17 protein-coding genes and 1 riboswitch are annotated in these 21,258 nt (G+C 54.6%); of the genes, 7 read left to right on the top strand and 10 right to left on the bottom strand.

The features are described from left to right. Window positions 1–8 precede the first annotated feature (8 nt). The 4 genes from thyX to WA157_RS16550 are packed head-to-tail and all read left to right on the top strand — an operon-like array spanning window position 9 to window position 4,470. Window positions 9–824 carry an FAD-dependent thymidylate synthase gene (gene thyX / locus WA157_RS16565; RefSeq protein ID WP_422622009.1) on the top strand — a complete coding sequence of 272 codons (816 nt, stop codon included), beginning with the start codon at window positions 9–11 and terminating at the stop codon, window positions 822–824. Window positions 825–832: 8 nt separating this feature from the next. Further along, window positions 833–1,876, top strand: coding sequence for an HD domain-containing protein (locus WA157_RS16560; RefSeq protein ID WP_422622008.1), 1,044 nt, complete (start codon window positions 833–835; stop codon window positions 1,874–1,876). Beyond that, the gene (locus WA157_RS16555) at window positions 1,869–3,596 is read left to right on the top strand and encodes a hypothetical protein (protein WP_422622007.1); all 1,728 of its coding nucleotides are present in this window, start codon (window positions 1,869–1,871) and stop codon (window positions 3,594–3,596) included. Before WA157_RS16560 ends, WA157_RS16555 begins: the two co-directional genes overlap by 8 nt. Beyond that, the gene (locus tag WA157_RS16550) at window positions 3,589–4,470 is read left to right on the top strand and encodes a hypothetical protein (protein WP_422622006.1); all 882 of its coding nucleotides are present in this window, start codon (window positions 3,589–3,591) and stop codon (window positions 4,468–4,470) included. Before WA157_RS16555 ends, WA157_RS16550 begins: the two co-directional genes overlap by 8 nt. A 544-nt stretch (window positions 4,471–5,014) precedes the next feature. Here the strand turns inward: WA157_RS16550 and WA157_RS16545 are convergent. Further along, the gene (locus WA157_RS16545) at window positions 5,015–5,419 is read right to left on the bottom strand and encodes a very short patch repair endonuclease (RefSeq protein WP_422622005.1); all 405 of its coding nucleotides are present in this window, start codon (window positions 5,417–5,419) and stop codon (window positions 5,015–5,017) included. Window positions 5,420–5,573: 154 nt separating this feature from the next. Here WA157_RS16545 and WA157_RS16540 point away from each other — a divergent pair, with 154 nt between their 5' ends. Next, the gene (locus WA157_RS16540) at window positions 5,574–6,443 is read left to right on the top strand and encodes a hypothetical protein (protein WP_422622004.1); all 870 of its coding nucleotides are present in this window, start codon (window positions 5,574–5,576) and stop codon (window positions 6,441–6,443) included. Between the two features lie 47 nt (window positions 6,444–6,490). Next, window positions 6,491–7,012, top strand: a complete 522-nt coding sequence (locus tag WA157_RS16535) for a hypothetical protein (RefSeq protein WP_422622003.1) — start codon at window positions 6,491–6,493, stop codon at window positions 7,010–7,012. Here WA157_RS16535 and WA157_RS16530 read toward each other — a convergent pair. The 4 genes from WA157_RS16530 to WA157_RS16515 all read right to left on the bottom strand — a co-directional run bounded on the left by WA157_RS16530 (window position 6,982) and on the right by WA157_RS16515 (window position 10,790). Next, window positions 6,982–8,691 (bottom strand): hypothetical protein, encoded by a 1,710-nt coding sequence (locus WA157_RS16530; RefSeq protein ID WP_422622002.1) that lies wholly within the window; start codon window positions 8,689–8,691, stop codon window positions 6,982–6,984. The two genes, WA157_RS16535 and WA157_RS16530, sit on opposite strands and share 31 nt — an antisense overlap. Window positions 8,692–8,762: 71 nt before the next feature. Continuing rightward, complete coding sequence (lipA, locus tag WA157_RS16525; protein ID WP_422622001.1) at window positions 8,763–9,779, bottom strand: lipoyl synthase; 1,017 nt, start codon at window positions 9,777–9,779, stop codon at window positions 8,763–8,765. Between the two features lie 48 nt (window positions 9,780–9,827). Next, window positions 9,828–10,514 (bottom strand): lipoyl(octanoyl) transferase LipB, encoded by a 687-nt coding sequence (gene lipB, locus WA157_RS16520; protein ID WP_422622029.1) that lies wholly within the window; start codon window positions 10,512–10,514, stop codon window positions 9,828–9,830. A 6-nt stretch (window positions 10,515–10,520) separates the two neighbouring features. Next, window positions 10,521–10,790 (bottom strand): YbeD family protein, encoded by a 270-nt coding sequence (locus WA157_RS16515; RefSeq protein WP_422622000.1) that lies wholly within the window; start codon window positions 10,788–10,790, stop codon window positions 10,521–10,523. 268 nt (window positions 10,791–11,058) lie between these two features. Next, a riboswitch (cyclic di-GMP riboswitch) is annotated at window positions 11,059–11,146 on the top strand. Between the two features lie 481 nt (window positions 11,147–11,627). Here WA157_RS16515 and WA157_RS16510 point away from each other — a divergent pair. Then, window positions 11,628–13,397, top strand: coding sequence for a methyl-accepting chemotaxis protein (locus tag WA157_RS16510; protein WP_422621999.1), 1,770 nt, complete (start codon window positions 11,628–11,630; stop codon window positions 13,395–13,397). A gap of 126 nt (window positions 13,398–13,523) precedes the next feature. Here WA157_RS16510 and WA157_RS16505 read toward each other — a convergent pair whose 3' ends face one another. The 5 genes from WA157_RS16505 to WA157_RS16485 all read right to left on the bottom strand — a co-directional run bounded on the left by WA157_RS16505 (window position 13,524) and on the right by WA157_RS16485 (window position 21,065). Continuing rightward, on the bottom strand, window positions 13,524–15,944 hold the full coding sequence (locus WA157_RS16505; protein WP_422621998.1) for a GspE/PulE family protein: 2,421 nt from the start codon (window positions 15,942–15,944) through the stop codon (window positions 13,524–13,526). Continuing rightward, the gene (locus WA157_RS16500; protein WP_422621997.1) at window positions 15,941–16,732 is read right to left on the bottom strand and encodes a 3',5'-cyclic-nucleotide phosphodiesterase; all 792 of its coding nucleotides are present in this window, start codon (window positions 16,730–16,732) and stop codon (window positions 15,941–15,943) included. The genes WA157_RS16505 and WA157_RS16500 overlap by 4 nt, the downstream gene beginning before the upstream one ends. Before the next feature lie 94 nt (window positions 16,733–16,826). Beyond that, window positions 16,827–17,504 (bottom strand): FHA domain-containing protein, encoded by a 678-nt coding sequence (locus WA157_RS16495; protein ID WP_422621996.1) that lies wholly within the window; start codon window positions 17,502–17,504, stop codon window positions 16,827–16,829. 48 nt (window positions 17,505–17,552) lie between these two features. Then, window positions 17,553–18,338 (bottom strand): Stp1/IreP family PP2C-type Ser/Thr phosphatase, encoded by a 786-nt coding sequence (locus WA157_RS16490; RefSeq protein ID WP_422621995.1) that lies wholly within the window; start codon window positions 18,336–18,338, stop codon window positions 17,553–17,555. A 12-nt stretch (window positions 18,339–18,350) separates the two neighbouring features. Next, window positions 18,351–21,065 carry a CHASE2 domain-containing serine/threonine-protein kinase gene (locus tag WA157_RS16485; RefSeq protein ID WP_422621994.1) on the bottom strand — a complete coding sequence of 905 codons (2,715 nt, stop codon included), beginning with the start codon at window positions 21,063–21,065 and terminating at the stop codon, window positions 18,351–18,353. Window positions 21,066–21,258: the final 193 nt, after the last annotated feature.

Raw genomic sequence — 21,258 nt, 5'->3', positions numbered from 1 at the left:
GGGGTGATATGGCGCGCATAGTAGTACCTGAAGCAGAGGCTTTTTTAGACAAAGAAATCAAGGTATTGAACAAGGGGTTCGTTCGACTCGTTGATTACATGGGTGGTGACGCGCGAATTGTCCAATCTGCCCGTGTATCTTACGGTGATGGCACGAAAACAATTCGGGAAGATGCCTCTCTCATTGGTTACCTCCTGCGGAACAAGCACACCTCACCTTTTGAGCAAGTAGTATTCACGTTCCATATTAAGACGCCAATTTTTGTAGCGCGTCAGTGGGTGAGGCACCGGACGGCTCGTATGAATGAAATATCAGGGCGTTACAGCGTTATGGCAGATGAGTTCTACGTTCCGGAGAATGTCGATATCCGTCCGCAGAATAAATTGAACAAACAAGGACGAGCCGATGATGTTCTCAAGAGTGAGATCAAGAACGAATTTCTCACTTCACTAGAATCTGACCAAGCAGCAGTATATTCGCGCTACGAGACATATTTAAAGAATGATATTTCACGTGAATTGGCGCGTGTGAATTTGCCGCTTAGCCTTTACACTCAGTTTTATTGGCAGATTGATCTACATAATCTGTTACATTTTCTTAGATTGAGATTGGATCCTCACGCGCAAAAAGAGATTCGCGTTTATGGCGAGGCGCTTGCACAGTGTGCAAAAGTTGTCGCGCCGATCGCATATCAGGCATTTGAAGAACATGTTATGAATTCCGTAACGTTGTCGGCAAGCGAAGCCTTAGAGGTTCGTAGAGCAATAACTGCCGACAATATTACGCTCTCTGAAATGCTGAAACAAAAATTTTTAATAAGCTAGAGGCAATCATGAGCTGGGAAGAACGACCTTTAGAAAAACATGTTGAATGGCTTATAAAAAACAAATTGGGGGAGCGAGGAAAACGTCTTTGGACTAACTATGAAGCCACTAGAACCGAAGTTGTTGACCATGTTTTACCTTGGATAAAAAATCAAGCGCCGGACTTAACAGATCATGGAATAGATCACATTCAAGATGTCATTGATAGAGCATCGGAGTTAATGGGTTTTATTAATCAATATTGCATTGAAGCCGAACGACCAATAATGCATGATTTCACTCCAGACGAAATGTATGTACTGTTATGCGGCCTTCTATTCCATGATGTAGGTAATATATTTGGACGGAATAAACACAATCTCAAGATTGCTGATGTATGGTCCAAGCTTCCTACGTGGGGTAGTTGGACAGACAACGATCGCAATATCATAATTGAGGTAGGTCGAGCACATTCCGGACTGACTTTAACCGGTGCGACGGATACACTTAAACCCCTTTCAGTTAGTTCAAGATACTTCTGCAAGCAACCTGTACGGTTGGGACCAATTGCGGCAGTAATTCGTTTCGCAGATGAGCTTGCCGAAGGACCTCAGCGGACTTCTCGACTTCTCATTGATTGCAAATTGATAGATGAAGGTAGTGAACTATATCATCACTACGCTCAAATTACCCAAGTCGCAATCGATCGCAAGCGGGGATTAGTTGCACTCACTTTTCATATCAATGTTGACAACTCTGCATACCCTGTCGATGAGGTAAAAAGACGGAGTCACCTTTCAGCTTTATTAAAAATGGTTTACTCACGGGCGGCAAAAATGAATAATGAGAGACAGTTCGCCCGCCATTACGCTGATGTTTTGATGCCATTTCGAGAAACATCTATCAGTCTCACTTTTCAAAAGACGGGACAGCCTCTCGGCATCGGATTGGAGCCAATTACTTTAAACGATTTCAGCTCGCCCGGTGATCTAGACGGTTTAATTGAAAAAGTTGATCAACGCTATTTGGTAGGCCCTCTCGTTGACTCTGCCTTGGGGGTCAAAAATGTCTAAGCCAACAAACCCCTTCGAATATGACGCGGCACCAAATCTTGCACCTGAATTACTCGTTGAATGGTTCATTGAAGATCACAATTTTTCACGTTTCGTTGAATCTAGCAGGAATGTACTCATCAATGGCGAGCGAGGGTCAGGGAAAAGCATGGCCCTTATTTACAACTCACTTGTCTATCAAAAACTTCGGCAAACGTTAAAGAGTGAAACATTTCCACCTTCCTACGTTGGAATTTATGTTCCTTGCAATACCGCGCTAACGCACAAAGAGGAATATCGTCTTCTTCCGGAGGTGGAGCAAGCAATCTTATCCGAACATAATTTGGCATATGGAATTGGTGCGGCTATCGCTAAAGATTTTTCTCGAATAGCGGACGATTTTTCCAGGGAAGACCAGGCTTTCTTAATCGACGAATTTGCATATTTGACAGGTGTAAAACCAACTGAGAATAAAAACCCGTTTGGATTTTTACAACGTGCAATTCGCGATCGCATCAAAACAGATCAATTGCAAATAGCCAGTGGCAATGGTGTTGAGCTAAGTTTTGAGATCAGTTCATTTTATACTTTAATACTTCCGATTTTAACGGCGCTCAAGCAAACAACTTTGCTGCAAAACACTCATTTATCTCTTCTTATTGATGATGCACATGATTTGAATCCATATCAGCGAAAGCTTTTAAATTCCTGGTTGGGGTATCGAGATCATTCTGTATTTTCTTTCAAGGTTGCGATCGCCGGTATTCATCGCTACGATATGCGAACTGCATTTGGAGGAACTATTCTTGAAGGCCATGATTACATTACGATAGATCTTGAGCAGCCATATCAAAATAAAGAATCCGGTTTTGGTAAATTTGCTCGTGATGTGGTTGCAAAGCGCCTTAAGAATGTCGGCATTGAACTCACCATTGACGAATTTTTCCCCGAAAGTGTGTCTTTTCGCAAAGAGATGGATGAGTATGAAAAGCAGACAAAAAAAGAGGCTATTAATAAAGGGGTTTCTCCTGATAACAGTAAAGCAATTAATGATTATGTATATAAATATGCGCGTGCCCGATATTTTCAAGAAAGGCCCGCCAAAGCAAATAAGCCCGTATATGCCGGATTTGATACGCTAGTTCACCTGTCTACTGGCGTAATAAGACATTTACTCGTTCCATGCTACTGGATGTTTGAGGCGTTGCAATCGAATGATGAAGTAAACGTAAATACGTATATTTCTTCAGAAGTGCAGTCTAAAATTATTCATGAGCGCAGTGAAAAACTTTGGGAATTTATTAGGAATAAGTTAGAAACCCAAGTCGAAGGTTGTGGCAAAACTGAGGCGGAAAAATTGAGGCAATTACTTACTAAGTTGGCAGAGCACTTTCGCTATCGGTTATTGAATCATAAATCTGAACCTCGGGTTCTAACATTTTCAATTTCTGGATACGAACAACACCTGCGTGAAGAGCTCGAACCAATCCTTCATCTTGCGCAAAAAGCTCAGCTGCTTTACGTCAGAAGTGGCCCTGCAAAGGATGGGGGGGGGCGCGAAGATTTTTATACTCCTAATCGAATGTTGTGGCCTGAATATAGCCTCGATGTGGTTGGTCAACACGGGCGTGCTTCTTTAAAGGCGGTTGATCTAATTAACGCTACACAAGGCCGATCAATACCAACCAACAGTGATGATCTGCACGTGCCTAAACAACAAGGGGGACTCTTCGATGAGTGAGCGTATCTTATTGGCCCCTGCAGGATGGGAACCTCGTTTCGAGGAAGGTGTTTATATCGATATAATAGATTTTAAACCATCGAAAATATTGATTTCATTTTCTCAAGAATATTCAGAGAGAACACTACCATTTAGAAATAGAATCAGAGCCAAGGCACAGTCGCTCAGTATCGAATATCTTGAGTTTGAACATGATTATTGCGATGCGGTGTCATTATATAAATCTCTTTTGAAGGTATTTGAAGATCATGTCTTTACCGCATCTAAGATTAGATTTAATGGGACGACAGCGCCAAGAGATTTAATTTGGTACGCACTGCATTTCTTGTCTGGAAGAAAAATACCTACTGAATTCAGCTATTTTCGTCCGTTGGAGTACGGAAGCTATCTAAGCCGTGATGCTAGAGCTCCGAGGTTTGTTCTAAAACGTTCAGGTATTGCGTACCCTGATCAACCGACGTGCGTTTTGGCTCTTTCTGGATTCGATGAAGAAAGATTGGCCCAGTTAAAGCAGCGTTATGAGCCTAGAAAAATGTTGATTGGTCGTCAAACTGGGGATCAATTAGGTAACAAACACCGAAATATCTCAGTCGACTGTGATCCTGCCGATGAAAAATCATATTTCGATTTCGATTGTTATGATACAAGCGATATTTCTGTGGAAATTTTGTGTGAAAAACTCGACGAATTAAAGGGATCATATAACGTAATTGCGGCCTCTTTAGGGCCAAAGCCATGCGCTATAACTCTTTTTAAATTAACGCAACTAAGGCCTGAGATCGGGCTGGTTTACATTCCAGCAGGTGACTATAGTGAAAATTATTCGACTGGTATTGAATTGAATAATCGGACTTTGGTCGATATTTCATGGTGACTTTTTAATTAAAATGTGAAATTTCGAAAATCGCCTCTTTAGGCTACCCTTTCCTTAGTAGCAAGATAAAATAATCATAAAGAATGGGACAGCATTCCCCATTTCGTTATAAACGAGTCCCCCTGAGCCAGAAGCTCCCATGAGAACCTGATGCCGGCGGCGAAGTCAAGAATCCGCTGTTTGCCCTACCGGACAGGCTAACCCCAGACTCACCATCGCCTGTTCGCAAGTGGATTCGGAGTACTTACGCATGTTTGAAAAAGCAACTCTCTTTCGTCGACAGGAAATGGGATAAATTGTTAGAGATCGATGTTCCCATCCTTAGTTTCCAGGAACGTTTAACAATCAATAAAGCGCTGCCATATATTCAAATACCACCTTCAGTAGAAGATGTCTTATATGACCTTTTGAACTATCACGTGGCAGGTTCACGACAAAAATCGAAAGCTACACTCGAACAATATGCAACCTATAGAAACGAGTAGCCAAGTTATATACGACTAGAGCTGTAACGACGCGATGAAGGTGAGGGTATCTTTGGACCTCACTCACCCAAGAAGTTGAGCGCTTTGCTAAGCCAGAGATTTTTATTGATCACGCACTCCCACAAGGTAAGAACGCTCCAGCCGACACGCCGGAGTTTTCTGAGTGTCCGCGCATCGCGTTTCCGATTGGCTTGTATTTTTGTCGTCCAAAAATCGACATTACTTTTCGGGACGGATCGCCCGCGCGGACAGGAGTGACCGTGCCAGAAGCATCCGTGCACCAGGATGATCTTTCTCCTGCCGGGAAATACGAGATCGGGACAGCCGGGCAAGCCCTTCACATGCAGTCGGTAGCGATAACCGAGCCGGTGGAGAGTCGACCTGACCGCCATTTCCGGCTTAGTGTCCCGGCTCTTAATGCGAGCCATCAAACGGCTGCGCTGTTCGATTGTGAGTCGATCCAATTGGACAAATGCAGCTCAACCGCGTCTTTGACCGAAACGGATCGAACTGGTACCTTTCTATGTTCGAAAATAGCACATCTTCAGCCGTAGGGGTTCCGGCCAGGGCGAATTAAGATTAGGATGCGGCGACACAAAATAGACAAACATAACATCTATGACCGCGCCACGTCAAATGCTGACAAGTTTGCTCCTCGTGGAAGAGCGGTTGCTCGAGGTCGACTACTTTGTCCGTTTGATGCGACGACAAGGACCGGGTAGCCAATTTGGGTACTGCCTCAACGCCTTCGTGTCAGCCGCGCGTAGCGTCAGTTTTCTCATCCAGAAGGAGATGGCGCGAGTTCCCGGATTCGACGTTTGGTGGGGCGAGCAGCAGCAGGTGCTTGGTTCGGACCCGGCCGCGCGTTTTTTCCTCAAGATGCGCAATTTTTCTCAGAAGGAGGGGCGAATTTCGTTAGTGGGGAGCTGCTCAGGTAGATCTGGCAAGGTGATGCGATGGACGTACCGATTTGCCGGGACGTCAGAGAAGGTGCCGGCTCAGCTACTGAAGCGAAATGTCACCGACTGCTGTGTCGAACACGTCGGTAAGCTTGCACGCGTCGTGCTTGCTTGTGCCGAGCGATTCCCGTACCACTCTTGTCCCCGCCGAGCGATGACGCCCGATGAAATTCGGGCACTCGGTTTGAAGATTGAGGAACTGGGCGCGGAATTGGGATTCCGTCCGGAGTGGATCCAAACCGGAAGCGATTTCCCGTTAGCCGATCAACTCAGACTTCTTAGCCGGAACGTCGACGGCCTTGATTTCGATATTCTCACGCGGTTATCGCGTCCCCCGGTCAGTAGCTCGGCAGCCGGAGGGTTTCCTCATGATCCATTTGGCCAAGAATGGGCGGAGCTTTTGGTTGACCAACTCGAGCAGCGCCGCAAGGCCGATCCCTTGCTCGCGGCCTGCACAATTTTGCAGCGTCGATACGGAACGGGCGAAAGTGATTCCGGGCCGTCGTCTGGAGGGAGCGTTCAGTCATGACTCGAATGGCGAGAGAAGTACTCGAGGATTGCAGGATTGCGCTTCGCATGCTAGAAGACGAAAAGGACCTTCGACAATGGCGCATCGTATGGGCGGGCTCAGTGGCCCTTATTCGCGCGGTCGGCCATGTCCTCGACAAGGTCGACGGGGAAGATCGGGTTGTGAAGCGGGTAGCTGGTGAATTCTTCGCGCGCTGGAAAAACGGTGACGACGACAGAATTTTCAGAGAGTTCGTGGAGCACGAAAGAAACAGCCTGCTGAAAGAGTACCGTAGCGACGTGCATCCTTCTGATAACGTTGTGGTCGCCGTTCAGATATCTCTCATGCCCTTAGCAGGTGGTGATCCGGTGGTTGCAGCGTTTGCTTTGGACCTCGACGAAAACCTCTTTCGTCCGATGCTGGACGGTCCGTGGGAAGGTATCGACTGCCGAGAGGTTTTTGCGGATGCGATTACTTGGTGGGGCCTCCAGTTAGATAAGGTAGACGCGGAAGTGCGACTTCGACGCATTCCACCGGCCCCGAGTATTGAGGCTAATTGTCATCTCTCTACGAGATCAAAAACCCAATGAATCAAATCAGACAAACCGAGGCCTTCCAGATCACTATCGGATCCCTTCAGGAAATCCACTGCAGCACAACGCAACGTCTCCCATACCTCGTTTGAATCTTGACCTGTCGTGGGGTAAAACTTGACGTGGATGGGGTCGGACTCGATCACTACGGCGCACACATGGTCATTGTCGCGTTCAAACGCAAACACGCTGGCCCGTCGCAAACGAGAACTTCCGCCAGGCTCGGTAATAAACAGTTGGCTATTGATCTCCCCGTCTTCGTCGGAGAGGATCGAAATTGGAACTGTCCAGCCGTCATGGCCGCTTTCGGTAAGCAACTCAACAGTTATGCCTTGCAGAAAACGGAGCTGAAAGACGGTATCGCGCAGAAATTCAGGAATCAGTTGAGACTTCCAGAATTCGGAAGTGGCCAACAACGCGAGATCCATTGGGCGGGTGCGCCGCTCAGACCCCGGCTCACCCAAAGCTGCACTCTCGACGGGTGCGGCCTTGCTTTTCCTTCTTGCAGCTTGATCTTCAAGGGATATGCTTTTACTTTTCCAGATGGATTTTGGTATTAGATCGGGAAACCGGGGTTCGACCTGAAAAGAGCGGGTACGCGGCGCCAGATTGTTGGAAGGGTCATGCTCGGCGATGAGTTGATCTTTGGCATCCTTAGCGGATGCCAGAGTTTGGTTGGCGTTGGAATTTGCTGCCCCTCCTTCGGGAGGTGGTGGTTTGGGGCGGCCCCCTTTGGCCTCGTAGCGAAGCGATCGGAACGGAAAGGGATGTGCGCAGGAGCGCAAGTTGTAGACGAGGAACGTAGCCTGTGGCTGGTCAGCAAAAGACAGCCACTTGCCTGAGGCTACCAAAGTGCTTTTCCCTTCGAAAGGAAAAAGTGCTTGCGGATAGACGGCATGGTTGGCCACGGATGCCTTCAGGATGGACGCCCCCACATGCGCGGCAGCGCGCCAGGCGGCCGGCTCCAAGTGAAGACGCCCGATGTCGGCAGCGGAGGCCCCAGACATTTTTTCGGCCAGCGCAAGCACAAGTCGCCCGGACTTGGTGTTCAGGGTGGCATTTTCATACAGCGAATCGCGTGCAAGCGGCGGAAGAAAAAGCTTGGTGATCAGGCTGCTTGAAGAGCCGAAGTAGAACCTGACCAACTCCATGCAGGGGATGATCAATCGGCGGGCACCAGGCAGGTCGACCATCACGCAATATGATTGTGTGCACTGCATGTGCCACGGGTGCTCGGACAACGGAAGCAAGAAACCGCCTTCGTCCAGATTCAACCCGGCCTTGATCAGCGTGGTCGTGCTCTGGTCGATGTGGATATCTGTGAATTCTTCCAGTTGGTAGTCGGGTCGGACATCAAGCTGACCATCGCGCCAGACATCGCCAATGCGCAGCAGGGGGAGCGTGCCGACAGAAACCCAGACACGTCGTTGGAAATTCGGCGATACCGTGCTATGCGCAGAGAGCAAGACTGCTGGGTCATCGCGGAACCGTGAATCCGTTACCCGGGACAGGTGGATGAATACAGAGGGTTGCTTGCGGCGAACAGAACGGTCGGGAAAGGCAATATCGCCGAACCAATCAATTCGCCACGGAGTTTGGCCCTTTGGAAAGACAGCAATCCGTGGTGATTCATTGGAGGAACTCGGGTTTTCTAAGCTATTTCCAGTGCCCGCCACGCTAATTTATCCCACTAACTTCTGAACATTGTCTCAATAACTACTAAATTTTCTCATTTACTTCTGATTGTTCACAACTGACTCAGCGCATGGCCCGCCTGCTGGTCGGCGTGGTAACTGCTGCGTACCATGGCACCGACGGCGGCGTGGCTGAAGCCCATCGCATAAGCCTCGGCCTCGAACATCTTGAAAGTGTCGGGGTGCACGTAGCGCTTGACCGTCAGGTGCGCGCTGGAGGGCGCGAGGTACTGGCCGAGGGTCAGCATGTTGATGCCGTGGGCGCGCATGTCACGCATCACGGCCAAAATTTCTTCGTCGGTTTCGCCCAGGCCGACCATCAAACCGCTCTTGGTCGGCACATCGGGGAACAGCGCCTTGAACTTGCTTAGCAGATTCAGGCTGAACTGGTAGTCGCTGCCGGGGCGCGCTTCCTTGTACAAGCGGGGGATGGTTTCCAGGTTGTGGTTCATCACGTCGGGCGGCGCGGCTCTCAGAATCTCCAGCGCGCGGTCGTCACGGCCGCGAAAGTCGGGCACCAGCACCTCGATCTGGGTCTGCGGCGACTTGTCGCGGATGGCCTGGATGCAGGCCACAAAATGCCCGGCACCACCGTCGCGCAGGTCGTCGCGGTCGACGCTGGTGATCACCACGTATTTGAGCTTGAGCTGGGCGATGGTGGTCGCCAGGTTGGCAGGCTCATTCACATCCAGCGGGTCGGGGCGGCCATGACCGACATCGCAAAACGGGCAACGCCGGGTGCATTTGTCGCCCATGATCATGAAGGTGGCGGTGCCTTTGCCAAAACACTCGCCAATGTTGGGGCAACTGGCCTCCTCGCACACCGTCACCAGCTTGTTGCTGCGCAGCACGTCCTTGATTTCGTAAAAGCGGGTGGTCGGGCTACCGGCCTTGACGCGAATCCACGCCGGTTTGCGCAGAATTTCGCCCGGCACCACCTTGATCGGGATGCGCGACAGTTTGGCGGCGGATTTTTGTTTGACCAGCGGGTCGTAGGCTTCTGGCGGCTGGACCTCGCGCACGGACGCAGGGATGGCTGGGGTGGCAAGGTCGTCGGGGCTGTGACTCATGGTGGCAAAAAGGGTAGGTAAAGGAGGCAAGCAGGCTTGCTGGCCGGGTCAGGGCGCCAGGTAGCGGGTGAGCTTGTCGCCCAGCAGCTCCGCGACCTCATCCCAGCCAACGCAAACACCGATTGTAGAAAGGTCCACTGTTTGCAAACCCGCATAGCCGCAGGGGTTGATACGCGTGTAGGGCTCCAGGTCCATCGCCACGTTCAACGCCACGCCGTGGTAAGTGCAGTTGCGGCTGACCTTGAGTCCCAGGGCAGCGATCTTGCCCAGTCCTCCAAAACTGGGGCTGGCCAGCGCCGACTTCATCGGCCGCTGCGGCAGCAACGCGTGCGAGCCCGGGTCATCGAGTCGCACGTAAATACCCGGCGCACCCGCCACCCGGTGCCCGGTCACGCCGAACTTCGCCAAGGTGCGAATCACCGCTTCTTCTATCCGGTAGACATATTCCTTGATGAAATACCCGGCGCGCTTCAGGTCAAGCAGCGGATACGCGACCACCTGGCCGGGGCCGTGGTAGGTGACCTGACCACCGCGGTTGGTCTGCACCACCGGGATGGTGCCGGGGTTGAACACATGTTCTGCCTTGCCCGCCAGCCCTTGGGTGTAGACCGGGGGGTGCTCACAAATCCATAGTTCATCAAGCGTCTCGGGCGTGCGCGCAGCGGTGAAAACCTGCATCGCTTCGTAAGTGGGCAGGTAGTCGATCCGGCCAAGTCGGTGCAGCGACAGGTCCATGGCCATCTACAGCACCACTTTAACCATCGGATGCGTGGAAAGCGTGCGGTACAGCTCGTCAAGCTGCTCGCGGCTGGTGGCAGTCACGGTGATGGTCACACCCAAATACTTGCCGCCCTTGCTCTCGCGCAGCTCAACGGTAGCGGCATCAAACATGGGGTCGAACTGGCGGGCAATCAGGGTGATCGCATGCACCAGACCGTCCACTTTGGCGCCCATGACCTTGATGGGAAACCGCGACGGATAGCTAATGAGCGACTCGGGGGGTATGGGCATGATCACAGGTGTTTAAGACATTGGACGCGAGGCAGCGTGGTGAATTCGCAGTTGCGGCAGCAGGGCAAAGCGGGTGACTTGTTCATCCGGAAATTATCGCTGGCCTGAGCAACGCCGAGTTGAAGGCAACAGAATTGAGCCCGCCAAGCGTCAGTTCGACCCCGACGGGGGTCACAAATTCAGCCGAAACCCGCAGGGGCAAATGGTCTCATCATTTCTGGGTATTGCCGCATCTGTCACGCCAATACTGGCAAACATATAATGCGTCCAAGTTCAAAAGCACACCCGATTGAAAGACGGGGTCGCAAAGCTTCCGGCCTGACGCATTCGTGCGAAGTGGTAGCGGGGTTGCCCAAAACGGGTCCAGTCCAACTGGTGCCCTCTAACTTCGCCGACAGGGCGAAGTCGGCAACCATTGCCGCATACTCTCTTTAGTCCGAAGCCCTGCCACCTCTTCTTTCTGCCTGATGCGCCCTTGACTGTGAGCCGTCGAACCCGTGACCGTCATCTCTGTGTCACGGGCTTTTGCAGAAAAATTTTATGCGTCATACGAAGGGCACGTTTTGCAACTCAAGGACATGCGGATAACGCTTGAATTATCAAGAGTCATGCCGATAACACTCCCATTGCACCAACAAAGAATCACCCAAGGTACAAGTGCTGCACGCAGTGAACCAAGCGATAGAAAGCTCCCCGCATGAGTCCGCGCGCGGTTGTACAAGCTCGACGCAGGAGCGCATGCCGGTCCTGCACGACATCGAAAAACCAATGGGCAGCGCCAACATGGGGCTGCTCAATTCAATTCCCCATTGATCTCAAGAACCCCAGAGGATTCCCATGGCATTTTTTACCAACATGAAAGTTTCGACCCGTCTGGCACTCGGCTTTGGCGCGATCGTCCTGATCGGCACTGCCATTTCGGTCTTTGGGGCGCTCAAAATGCGCACGCTGGCCGGCAATCTCGATGAGGTGGCCAATAACCGGATGGTCAAGACATTCCAGTTTGCCGCCTACAAAGACAACCTCAACGTCGTGGCAAGCTCCGTGCGCAACATGGTTATTACGCAGGACAACAACCTTCGTAACGGCGAGAAGAAAAAAATTGAAGAAAGTCGGGCCGCTAACGCCAAGCTCCTGGCACTGATAGAACAATCCACTCACTCACCTCAGGCCACTGAGTTCTTGAAAATCATCAAAGAGGCGGGGCCTCGCTACTACACTGGTATCGATCAAGTCTCCGAGCTTGCCAGCCGCGGCGCGGACGCGAGCGCTGGCGGCGTGCTGATGGGCGAAGTGCAAAACCTGCAAAACACCTTATTCAAGGCCGTCGGTGATTCGATGGCCCTACAGCAGACCCTCGCCGCCAAACTGGCGAATGATGCCGCAGCTGAGGCCACAGCATCGATGTCGGTCCTGATCAGCCTTGCGTTGTTGATGCTCTTGATTGGCACGGGTGTGGGCTGGGCGATTACGCGTAATCTGTCACGCTCACTGGGCGGCGAGCCCGCCGAGCTGTGCGATGCCGTCAGCCGCGTTGCCGATGGCGATCTGAGCGCCCGGCTGCAGTTGCGTACCGGCGACACAGCCAGTGTGCTGGCAGCGGTGGAACGCATGCAAACGTCGTTGACCCGCGTGGTGGGCACGGTGCGCCAAGGCTCCGAGAGCGTGGCCACCGCCAGCGCCGAGATCGCCCAGGGCAACCAGGATCTCTCGGCCCGCACCGAGCAACAGGCCAGCGCGCTGGAAGAAACCGCCGCGTCCATGGAAGAGCTCAGCGCCACCGTCAAGCAAAACGCCGACAACGCCAAACAGGCCAACCAACTGGCGCAAAGTGCTTCCACCGTCGCCATCCAGGGCGGTCAAATGGTGAGCCAGGTGGTGGATACCATGAAGGGTATCAATGACGCCTCGCGCAAAATCTCGGACATTATCAGCGTGATCGACGGCATTGCCTTCCAGACCAACATCCTGGCTCTGAACGCGGCGGTGGAAGCGGCGCGCGCGGGCGAGCAGGGGCGTGGTTTCGCTGTGGTAGCCAGTGAAGTGCGGTCCTTGGCGGGACGTTCGGCCAACGCCGCCAAGGAAATCAAGAGCCTGATCAATACCAGCGTCGAGCGGGTTGAGCAGGGCACTGCGCAGGTCGATCAGGCCGGCGCCACCATGACCGAAGTGGTCGGTTCAATCCGCCGCGTCACCGACCTCATGGGCGAGATCACGGCCGCCAGCGTCGAGCAAAGCCAGGGCGTGGCGCAGGTCGGCGAGGCCGTGACGCAGATGGACCAGACGACGCAACAGAATGCCGCGCTGGTGGAAGAGATGGCGGCGGCCGCTTCGAGCTTGAAGACACAGGCACAGGATCTGGTCGGGACAGTCGCGGTGTTCAAGCTGTCGCAGGACCATGTCGGCGGCAGGGTGCACAACACAACGCCGCAACAGACGATCAACACCCGCCCCGCCCCGGCCGACAGAACACCGGGAAGTGGCGCCAAGACAAAAATCGGTTCCAGTTCTACGCCGCGCTCGCTGGCAGCGCCCGTTACGACCGCGCACAAGACCCCGCGAGCCGCCACAGGCAAAGCGGGTGGAGATGACTGGGAAAGCTTTTAAGATCACGTCTCGACATTCACGGTAGCGAAGACGGGTTTCTGACCCGGCACAGCCAAAAGCTGCGTGCCTGCAGCCCACGCTGCGGCTATTGGATGTGATGTGACTTGATATGGGTTCGGCTTGGCATCATTTGATGCACACCGACCTGACCATCTTGATGTCGGTCAGGCCCATCATGATTTTCTCCATGCCGTCCATCTTCAAGGTCCGCATGCCACCTTCCACCGCGGCGGCAAAAATCTCGGCGACGCGGGCACGCTCCTGGATCAGTTTCTTGATGCCGTCGTCGGCGATCAGCAGCTCATGCAGGCCGATGCGGCCTTTGTAGCCGGTGTTGTGGCACTTGTCGCAGCCCACATGGCGGTAAAACCGGAGTTGGCCGTCCTGATCGTATTGCCGGTGCCAGCTCGCGATCAGCTTATCGGTTTCGCCTTCATAGTCGGCCACCCAGGCTTGCGAGTGCCGCAGCTCATCGGAATATTCGGCCGCAAACAGGCGCAGCTCATCAAAGTCGGGCACATAGGCTTCCTTGCAGTCGCACAGTTTTTTGGCCAGCCGCTGCGCCAGTATGCCCAACAGCGCATCGGCAAAGTTGAAGGGGTCCATGCCCATGTCCAGCAGGCGGGTGATGGATTCAGGCGCCGAGTTGGTGTGCAGGGTTGAGAACACCAGGTGGCCGGTCAGCGACGCTTCGATGCCCATCGCCACCGTTTCCTTGTCGCGCGACTCGCCGACCATGATGATGTCGGGGTCGGCGCGCAAGAAGGCCCGCATGATGAGCGCAAAGTCGATGCCGGCTTTGCGGTTGATCTGGACCTGGCGCAGGCCTTTTTGCGTGATTTCCACCGGGTCTTCGGCCGTCCATATCTTGGTGTCGGGCGTGTTGAGGTGCTTGAGGATGGAGTGCAGCGTGGTGGTTTTACCCGAGCCGGTGGGGCCGCACACATAGAACAAGCCGTAGGGCTTCTCGACGGTGCGAATGACGCGCTCCATGTTGTGCGGGGTGAGGCCCAGCTTGTCCATGGGGATCGGCTCCCCGGCGGCCAGAATCCGCATCACCACGTCTTCCACCCCGCCAGCGGACGGTATGGTGGCCACCCGCAGTTCGATGTCGAGCGGACCGTATTTCTTGAACTTGATCTTGCCGTCCTGGGGCCGGCGGCGCTCTGAAATGTCGAGATCGCACATGATCTTCAAACGGGTCACCATGGCCTGGCGAAAATGGGCCGGGACCTCGATATACGGCTGCAGCGTGCCATCGATGCGAAACCGGATGCCGGTTTTGAGCTTGCCCGGCATCGGCTCGATGTGAATATCGGACACCCCCTGCTTGTAGGCGTCAATGATCACCTTGTTGACGAACTTCACGAGTTCGTTGTCAGCCGCCGCCGACTCCAGCGAGTCGTCATTGCTGCCGTCGTCAATGGCGCCGCCGTCCATGTCGGCCAGCAACTCGTCGATCGACCCGCCCGCCGCTTCCAGACCGAATATCTGACCCAAAGTATCGGCAAATTCGGTTTGCGTCGTGACCCGGTAGGAGAATCTGATGATGCGGGGGAATACCTGCGGCACCACGCGCGAGCTGAGCGCCGCTTCGGGGTCCACACACATGATGACCAGGCCTTCGGGGGACTCCTCCAGCGGTATCCACCCCTGCTGTTCAATGAACTCGCGCTTGAGCGGACCATGCAGCATCTCCGAGCGGATGCGCCCCGCACTGAAGGGCTCATAGGGAACACCAAAAAACTTGGCCAGTGAGGGGCCAATCTGGGCTGGCCGGACCTGGTACTGCGTGATCAAGACCTGCTCCACCGACTTGCCCTCGCCGCGCGCTTGCTGCAGGCAATGCTCAAGCTCCTGCGCCGACATCACACCATCGGCGACCAAACCATCGTATTTGGTGGCCATGCGCCGCGCACTCGCTTCCGCCTTCTGGATCCGTTGCCGAATGGCGGTGCCCAGTGTTTTGCACAGTTGCGACACGCCTTCCACCTCAAGCTCACCAAAGGGCTGATCGTTCTTGTTGTTGATGACCTGCAGCACGCCATAAAGTGTCTTGCCCTCAAGAATGGGGGCCACCAGCATCTGCCGCGTTCGGTAGCCCGATCGTTTGTCCACTTCCTTGAGAAAGGTCAGGGCCGGGTGTATTTGCTTGAGCGCGTCGTCGTCATAGACGTCGGGCAGGTTGAGCAGTCGTCGGCTAAAGGCAACGTAACCGGCGATGCTTTGGGGCGTGATCGGCAACTTGAGGTCCCGACTGCTGTTGAGCCCGGTCTTGACCTTGGAGACAATGGCACTCTGGTCCTCATTGACGGCATAAAGGGTCAGACGATCTGCATTGAACAGTTTGCAGATATCCTGGCTCGCCTCCAGCATGATCTGCTCCAGGTTCTCGGTTTCGTGGATCCGGGTGGTAACCTGTTGCAGCTGCTTGTAAAACAGGGCTTCAAACAGCATGCCCCGTTTCTCGCTGGGCAGCTTTTGTGATTCAAAAAAAACCTGCTCGGAATTTCTCTCGCCACTGGCTGGTTTAATCACGGCGCTCATAACTCAAACTCCTGCCCGGCGCGCAACCAGCGAATGTCGTGGGTCACATGGGGTCCATTGGCCAAGGTCTGATCAAAACACTGAATCTCGGCCATGATCAACTCGGTTTCCGCAGGCTTGGTGTGCGTGATGTAAATGGGATAACCCGCGCCGGGCGCGATGCAGTCCAGTTCGTCGGCCAGTACGTGGGGTGACAGGTGCAAGCTGCGTTGTGCAAGGTCTTTTTCGCGATTGCTGAAGGCGGTTTCGATCACCAGCATCGCCACATTGAGTTGGTTGAGCCGGTCCCAGAATGCCGGGTTGCGTTCGGTGTCACCGGTGAACACCCAGCAGCCGTTTCCTGCGGTAACGGCATAACCCACAGCGGGGACGGTGTGCACCGCAGGCAATACCTCCACCAGCTTGCGCCCGAATTGCAGGGTCTGGCCCACCTGGATTTCATGAAAAGTGACAAAGGGAGCCTCTGGCGTTGGAATGCGAGTGAAATCGGGCCAGATGACATCATTAAAAATATGCATTTTCAAGGCGGCGATGGTGCCAGCGAGTGCATGAATCTGCAACGGCGCCGTGCGCCGGGCGGCGATCGCATCCACCATCAAGGGCAGGGCGAGCACATGGTCCAGGTGCGAGTGCGTGAGCAAGACGTGCTCAATGCCGCTCATTTCATCCGGCGTGAGGTCACCGACCCCGGTGCCGGCGTCAATCAACATGTCCCCATCGATCAGGAATGACGTGGTTCGGCAATCCTTTGAGATCGCGCCTGAACAGCCCAGTACACGTACTTTCATGACGAATGCTTCGAAAAATATCCCATAACGCCTCGCTGTACGTGATCTTGATCCGTCAGGCCGGACCGCAAGCCTGGCCTGTCAATCGGCCAGCTCAAGCCTGAACAAACTGCATTTGGGTCCCGGCCAGCTCAATCAGATCGCCATTTTTCAAGGCCACCTGCTCTGCCCCGACGGGCGCCCCGTTGAGGGTCGGGTTGCCCGCCCCCTCAACATGGTGCACGACAAAACCACGCTGGCGTCGGGTGATCGCGGCAACGGCGACACCCGGCTTGCCGATCGTGGTGACTACTTTGGTCAAGGGCACTTCACGGCCGGCCGCAGCCCCTGACAAGACCTTGATTGCGGCGCTCGGCGGCTCGGCGCTCGCTTGCGCTGCGAAACCAGCGGTCGCGGGCGGCGTCAACGACGTCGGTGCAGCGGATGGCGCCAATCCACTGGCACCCGCTTTGACCATCATGGTCTTTTCATAACTCTCGCCGAGCACATCGCTGACAAATTTGATCTTGTATTTGCCGACTTCGACCGAGTCGCCATCCTGGAGCAACTGCTTCTTGACCGCCTTGCCGTTCACGTAGGTGCCATTGGTGCTGTTCAGGTCTTCCAGATAAACCTGGCCACCCGTCATTTGCACCACCGCGTGCTCGCCGCTGACGGCCAGGTTGTCGATCACGATGTCGTTGTAGGGACGCCGACCCAGCGTCGTGCGGTCCTTTGTCAACTGGACTTCCTTGATGACAACACCGTCGATCGATACGATCATTTTCGGCATGGCCGACTCCTGTTCCTGAAATTGATTATTGGGTTTCTCATGCGCTAGCTATTTACCAAGCAATCTGGCCATCAATCCACGCTTTTCCGGGCCGGCTGAAGCTTGAATCAACAATACCGTGATGTTATCGCGTCCGCCATTCTCGTTGGCCAAGGTTACCAGCTCGTGCGCCATTGGCAGCAGTGATACGCCATGTTGCAGGACTTCTGCCATCGCAGCGTCTGGCATCATGTCAGAAAGTCCATCGGAACACATCAAATAAATATCACCAGGCTCGACGCGATGCTCGTTGAGTTCCAGTGAAACCACATCATCTACGCCCAGTGCCCGGGTGACCAGATTTTTGTTGGGCGCTGTCGCCGCCTGCTCGGGCGTTAACAATCCGGCGTCAATTTGCTCCTGCAGCAGCGAATGGTCCTTGGTGATCTGCAGCAGGGTGTTGCCGCGCCAGCGATAGCAGCGGGAATCCCCGACATGCCCCAGCAACAAACGGTTGTCCAGAAAAACGCCGACCACCAGGGTGGTCCCCATACCCGCATACTGCCTGTTGGAGCAGGACGCGGCAAAAATGGAACGATTGGCATTGCCAACGCAAATCTCAATGGCGCGCCTGACTTCCCCGGCGTTGGCCTGCGGGCTGGCCTCCGATAACCAGCGCGCCAATTCGGACTTGATATAGGCGGTCGCCATGCCACTGGCAATCTCGCCGGCGTTGTAACCTCCCATACCATCCGCCAAAACGCCCAGGTTTGTGGCCGCATCAAAAGCCACGGAGTCTTCGTTGTTTTCCCGGACCCGGCCCGGGTCAGTTTGCGCACAGAAGGTGTAGTTCATGGAAGTACCAGGCTAGGTGTCAAGGCCGCCTGCGTTGGCGCTGGGCGGTTTCAACGTGAGGGTTGTGCTGGCAAGCACAACCGTTTTTTCAAATTCTGTCGCCGATGCAGGAACGGTTGCCACAAACTGCGTCGCCTTTTCAGCAACGGATGACGCCTGCCGGTCCGCCATCGGTAGGGCACCTCCAGGCGCCGCCACGTCACCCGTCAGTGCCGATAATACCGCCCGCAGCTCAAAGGCAAACTGCGCCCCGTCCTGGTAGCGGGCCTCCGGGCGTTTGCTCAGTGACAGCGCGACCACGCGCGCCAGCGCCGCTGGCAACGCCGGGCGGATGCTGCAGATGTCGCGCGCCTCATCATTCGCAATGTGGTGCATCAACTCGGCCATGGAGTCACCACGGAAGGGCAACACGCCTGTCAACAACTGAAACAGCATGACACCGAGCGAATAAAGATCCGATCGACCATCCACTTTTTTACCGGCGAGTTGTTCGGGCGACATGAAACTGGGCGTACCCAACACCAGGCCGGTCCTGGTTTTGCTCGAATCGGTGATGCGCGCAATTCCAAAGTCGGTCACCTTCACGGTATCGCTCTCGAGCTCGTACATGATGTTGGCCGGCTTGATGTCGCGGTGCACCACATGCCGCTGGTGGGCATAGTCCAGCGCCTGCGCCACCCGCACCACAATGGAAAGCACGGTAGGTACTGCCAGCAAACGACCCTCCTGGCAGTAGTCGGCCAAGTCTTTGCCCTTAAGGAACTCCATGGCAATATAGGCCAGATCGTGCGCCTCGCCAGCATCAAAAATCGTCACGATATTCTGGTGCTGTAAACGCCCGGCCGTCTCGGCTTCGCGGAAAAAACGTTCCCTCGCATCCACCAGTTCATCACCTTCAAATTCCTCACTCAAGGCCAGGGTCTTGATCGCCACCACCCGACCGATTTTGGGGTCTCTACCCAAATACACCACGCCCATCGCGCCTTTGCCAAGTTCTTTTTCCACTTGGTAACGCCCCAGCATGGGCTTCTCAAGCGCGCTTGCGTCGAGCCGCAGGTCGCCCCCCGGGCGGGAACTGTTGCCACCGATCAGCACGGCTTCGGACGGATTCCTGGCCCGGTTCAACTTCAGTTTGATATCTCGGTAGTCCTTGTTGTAGGTCGCCATGTATTGATACACGGCCCCGGCCTTGTCCAATTGGCGCTTGCGTTCAAAGTCAAGTGCCAGGCGGTACAAATCGCCCATCACAGCCTCTGCCATGGGCACGCGGCGGAACCGGTCAAAGGCCATGTCGAGCTGACCCTGTCCTTGCAGCGCCAAGCCCATCATGCGCCTGGTTTCAGCCGACTCTTCATCCGGCTGGAGCTTGTCGGCCTCCGTCATCAAGAGTCGTTTGGTCGTCAGGGCCAGATGCCCAATCAGCAGCAGCGTCGCCGAAAACACCAGCTTCAGCCACAGCGCAGCGCCCGATAACAGGCCAAACTCGGTGCCCAGTAAAACCGCCACTAACAGCAGGGTGGACACGGCTGCCCGACCCGCCGGCAAGCGTGGCAAGGCGGCAATGAGATAGGCGCTGACCAGGAGCAACACCGCCAGGCTGGCCCCAGCCCCCCAGCCTGGCTGAACAATAAAGTGTTCACCCAAGATGCTGTAGGTTGTGTGCGCGATGATTTCAGCGGGCGACAAGGCCGGGTTGCCAGGCACAGGGAACTGGGTGCCCACGCCCGTTGCCGTAACCCCAATGATGACAATCTTGTCTGCATATTTGGAGGCGGGGATTTTGCCGCTGAGCACATCGTCAAAAGAATCCACGCTAAAGGCCGGTTTGCCGTCACGCCCTTGATAGAACTGGGGCAACATGCGCGCCGCCGCATCGGTTTTTATGCGCAGTTTGCCGATTTGCACTGATTCACCCTCATGGAGCGTGATATCAGCCGTGCTCAGGTTGAGACTTTGGGTGGCGGCCAGCAGCGCCACCGAGGGAACCGCCTTGCCGTCGTAATTGACCAGCAGGGGCTCAAATCGAACGGCGCCGTCCACGTCCTGCGTCTGGTTCAGGTGGCCGATACCGGCTGCGGCCGCCCCCATGCGTTCGATGGGCTGCTGCCCTCTGAGCGCTGGCAGCGAGAAAGCGCTGTTTTCATCAAGCGCACTCTTGAGCGCAAACGCGGGCAGGGGCTGGTCGGCGTTGCCCCGCGGTTCGCCCAAGGTGAAATGCGAAGCAAGGATGACGTTGCCGGCGCTTTTGAGACTGGCAGCCAGTTGACCATCGGAGTCGAGTGCTGTCTCGGCCTCGGCCATCAAGCGCGCCAGTTGTCCGCTCCGAGCGGAGGGGGTGCCGGCTGGATCGGCGTCAGCGCCCAGCAGCTCCTTCAAGCTGCGAATGTAGCTCAGACCCCCGTCGACCTGGGGGTCAAAAAAGAACACGGTATGAACCACAACCTTGGATTTGGCGGCCGACAATTTGTCAATCAACTGGGCATGAATACCACCTGGCCAGGGCCAGCGACCGATGTTGGCAACACTCCGATCATCGATGGCGATGACGGCGATCCGGTCGGACGGCTGGTGCGAGCTGCTGCTGGCGACGTCATAAAACCGCCGCTCCAAGGTGCCAACAAAGTCGCTGCCCAGCTGCAACAGCATCACGGTGAGCACAACCAAGACACCCACAAACCAGTCGGTGCGCCAGAAGGAAACCGATTTTGATAAAGAAGATCTCGCCACCTGGCACCTTTAACCCTTTGTGTGGCTGAAACCGATCAGCGGCGCACCAGCCCGCAAAATGTCAACCGCAAAGATCCAGCTCACGGCTACGGTAGCAGATGGAACCACCGTCAACAAGAGGCATCTTGAAGAAATTTCGCAGCTTTATGCAAAAAACGCCGCACAAGCCACGGCCAGCCACAACCCTGCCTAC

This window comes from Rhodoferax ferrireducens (assembly GCF_049302455.1).
GTDB lineage: Bacteria > Pseudomonadota > Gammaproteobacteria > Burkholderiales > Burkholderiaceae_C > Rhodoferax > Rhodoferax ferrireducens_B.
Note: the sequence above shows the minus strand (reverse complement) of the source record. Positions and strands in the feature narration are given on the sequence as shown.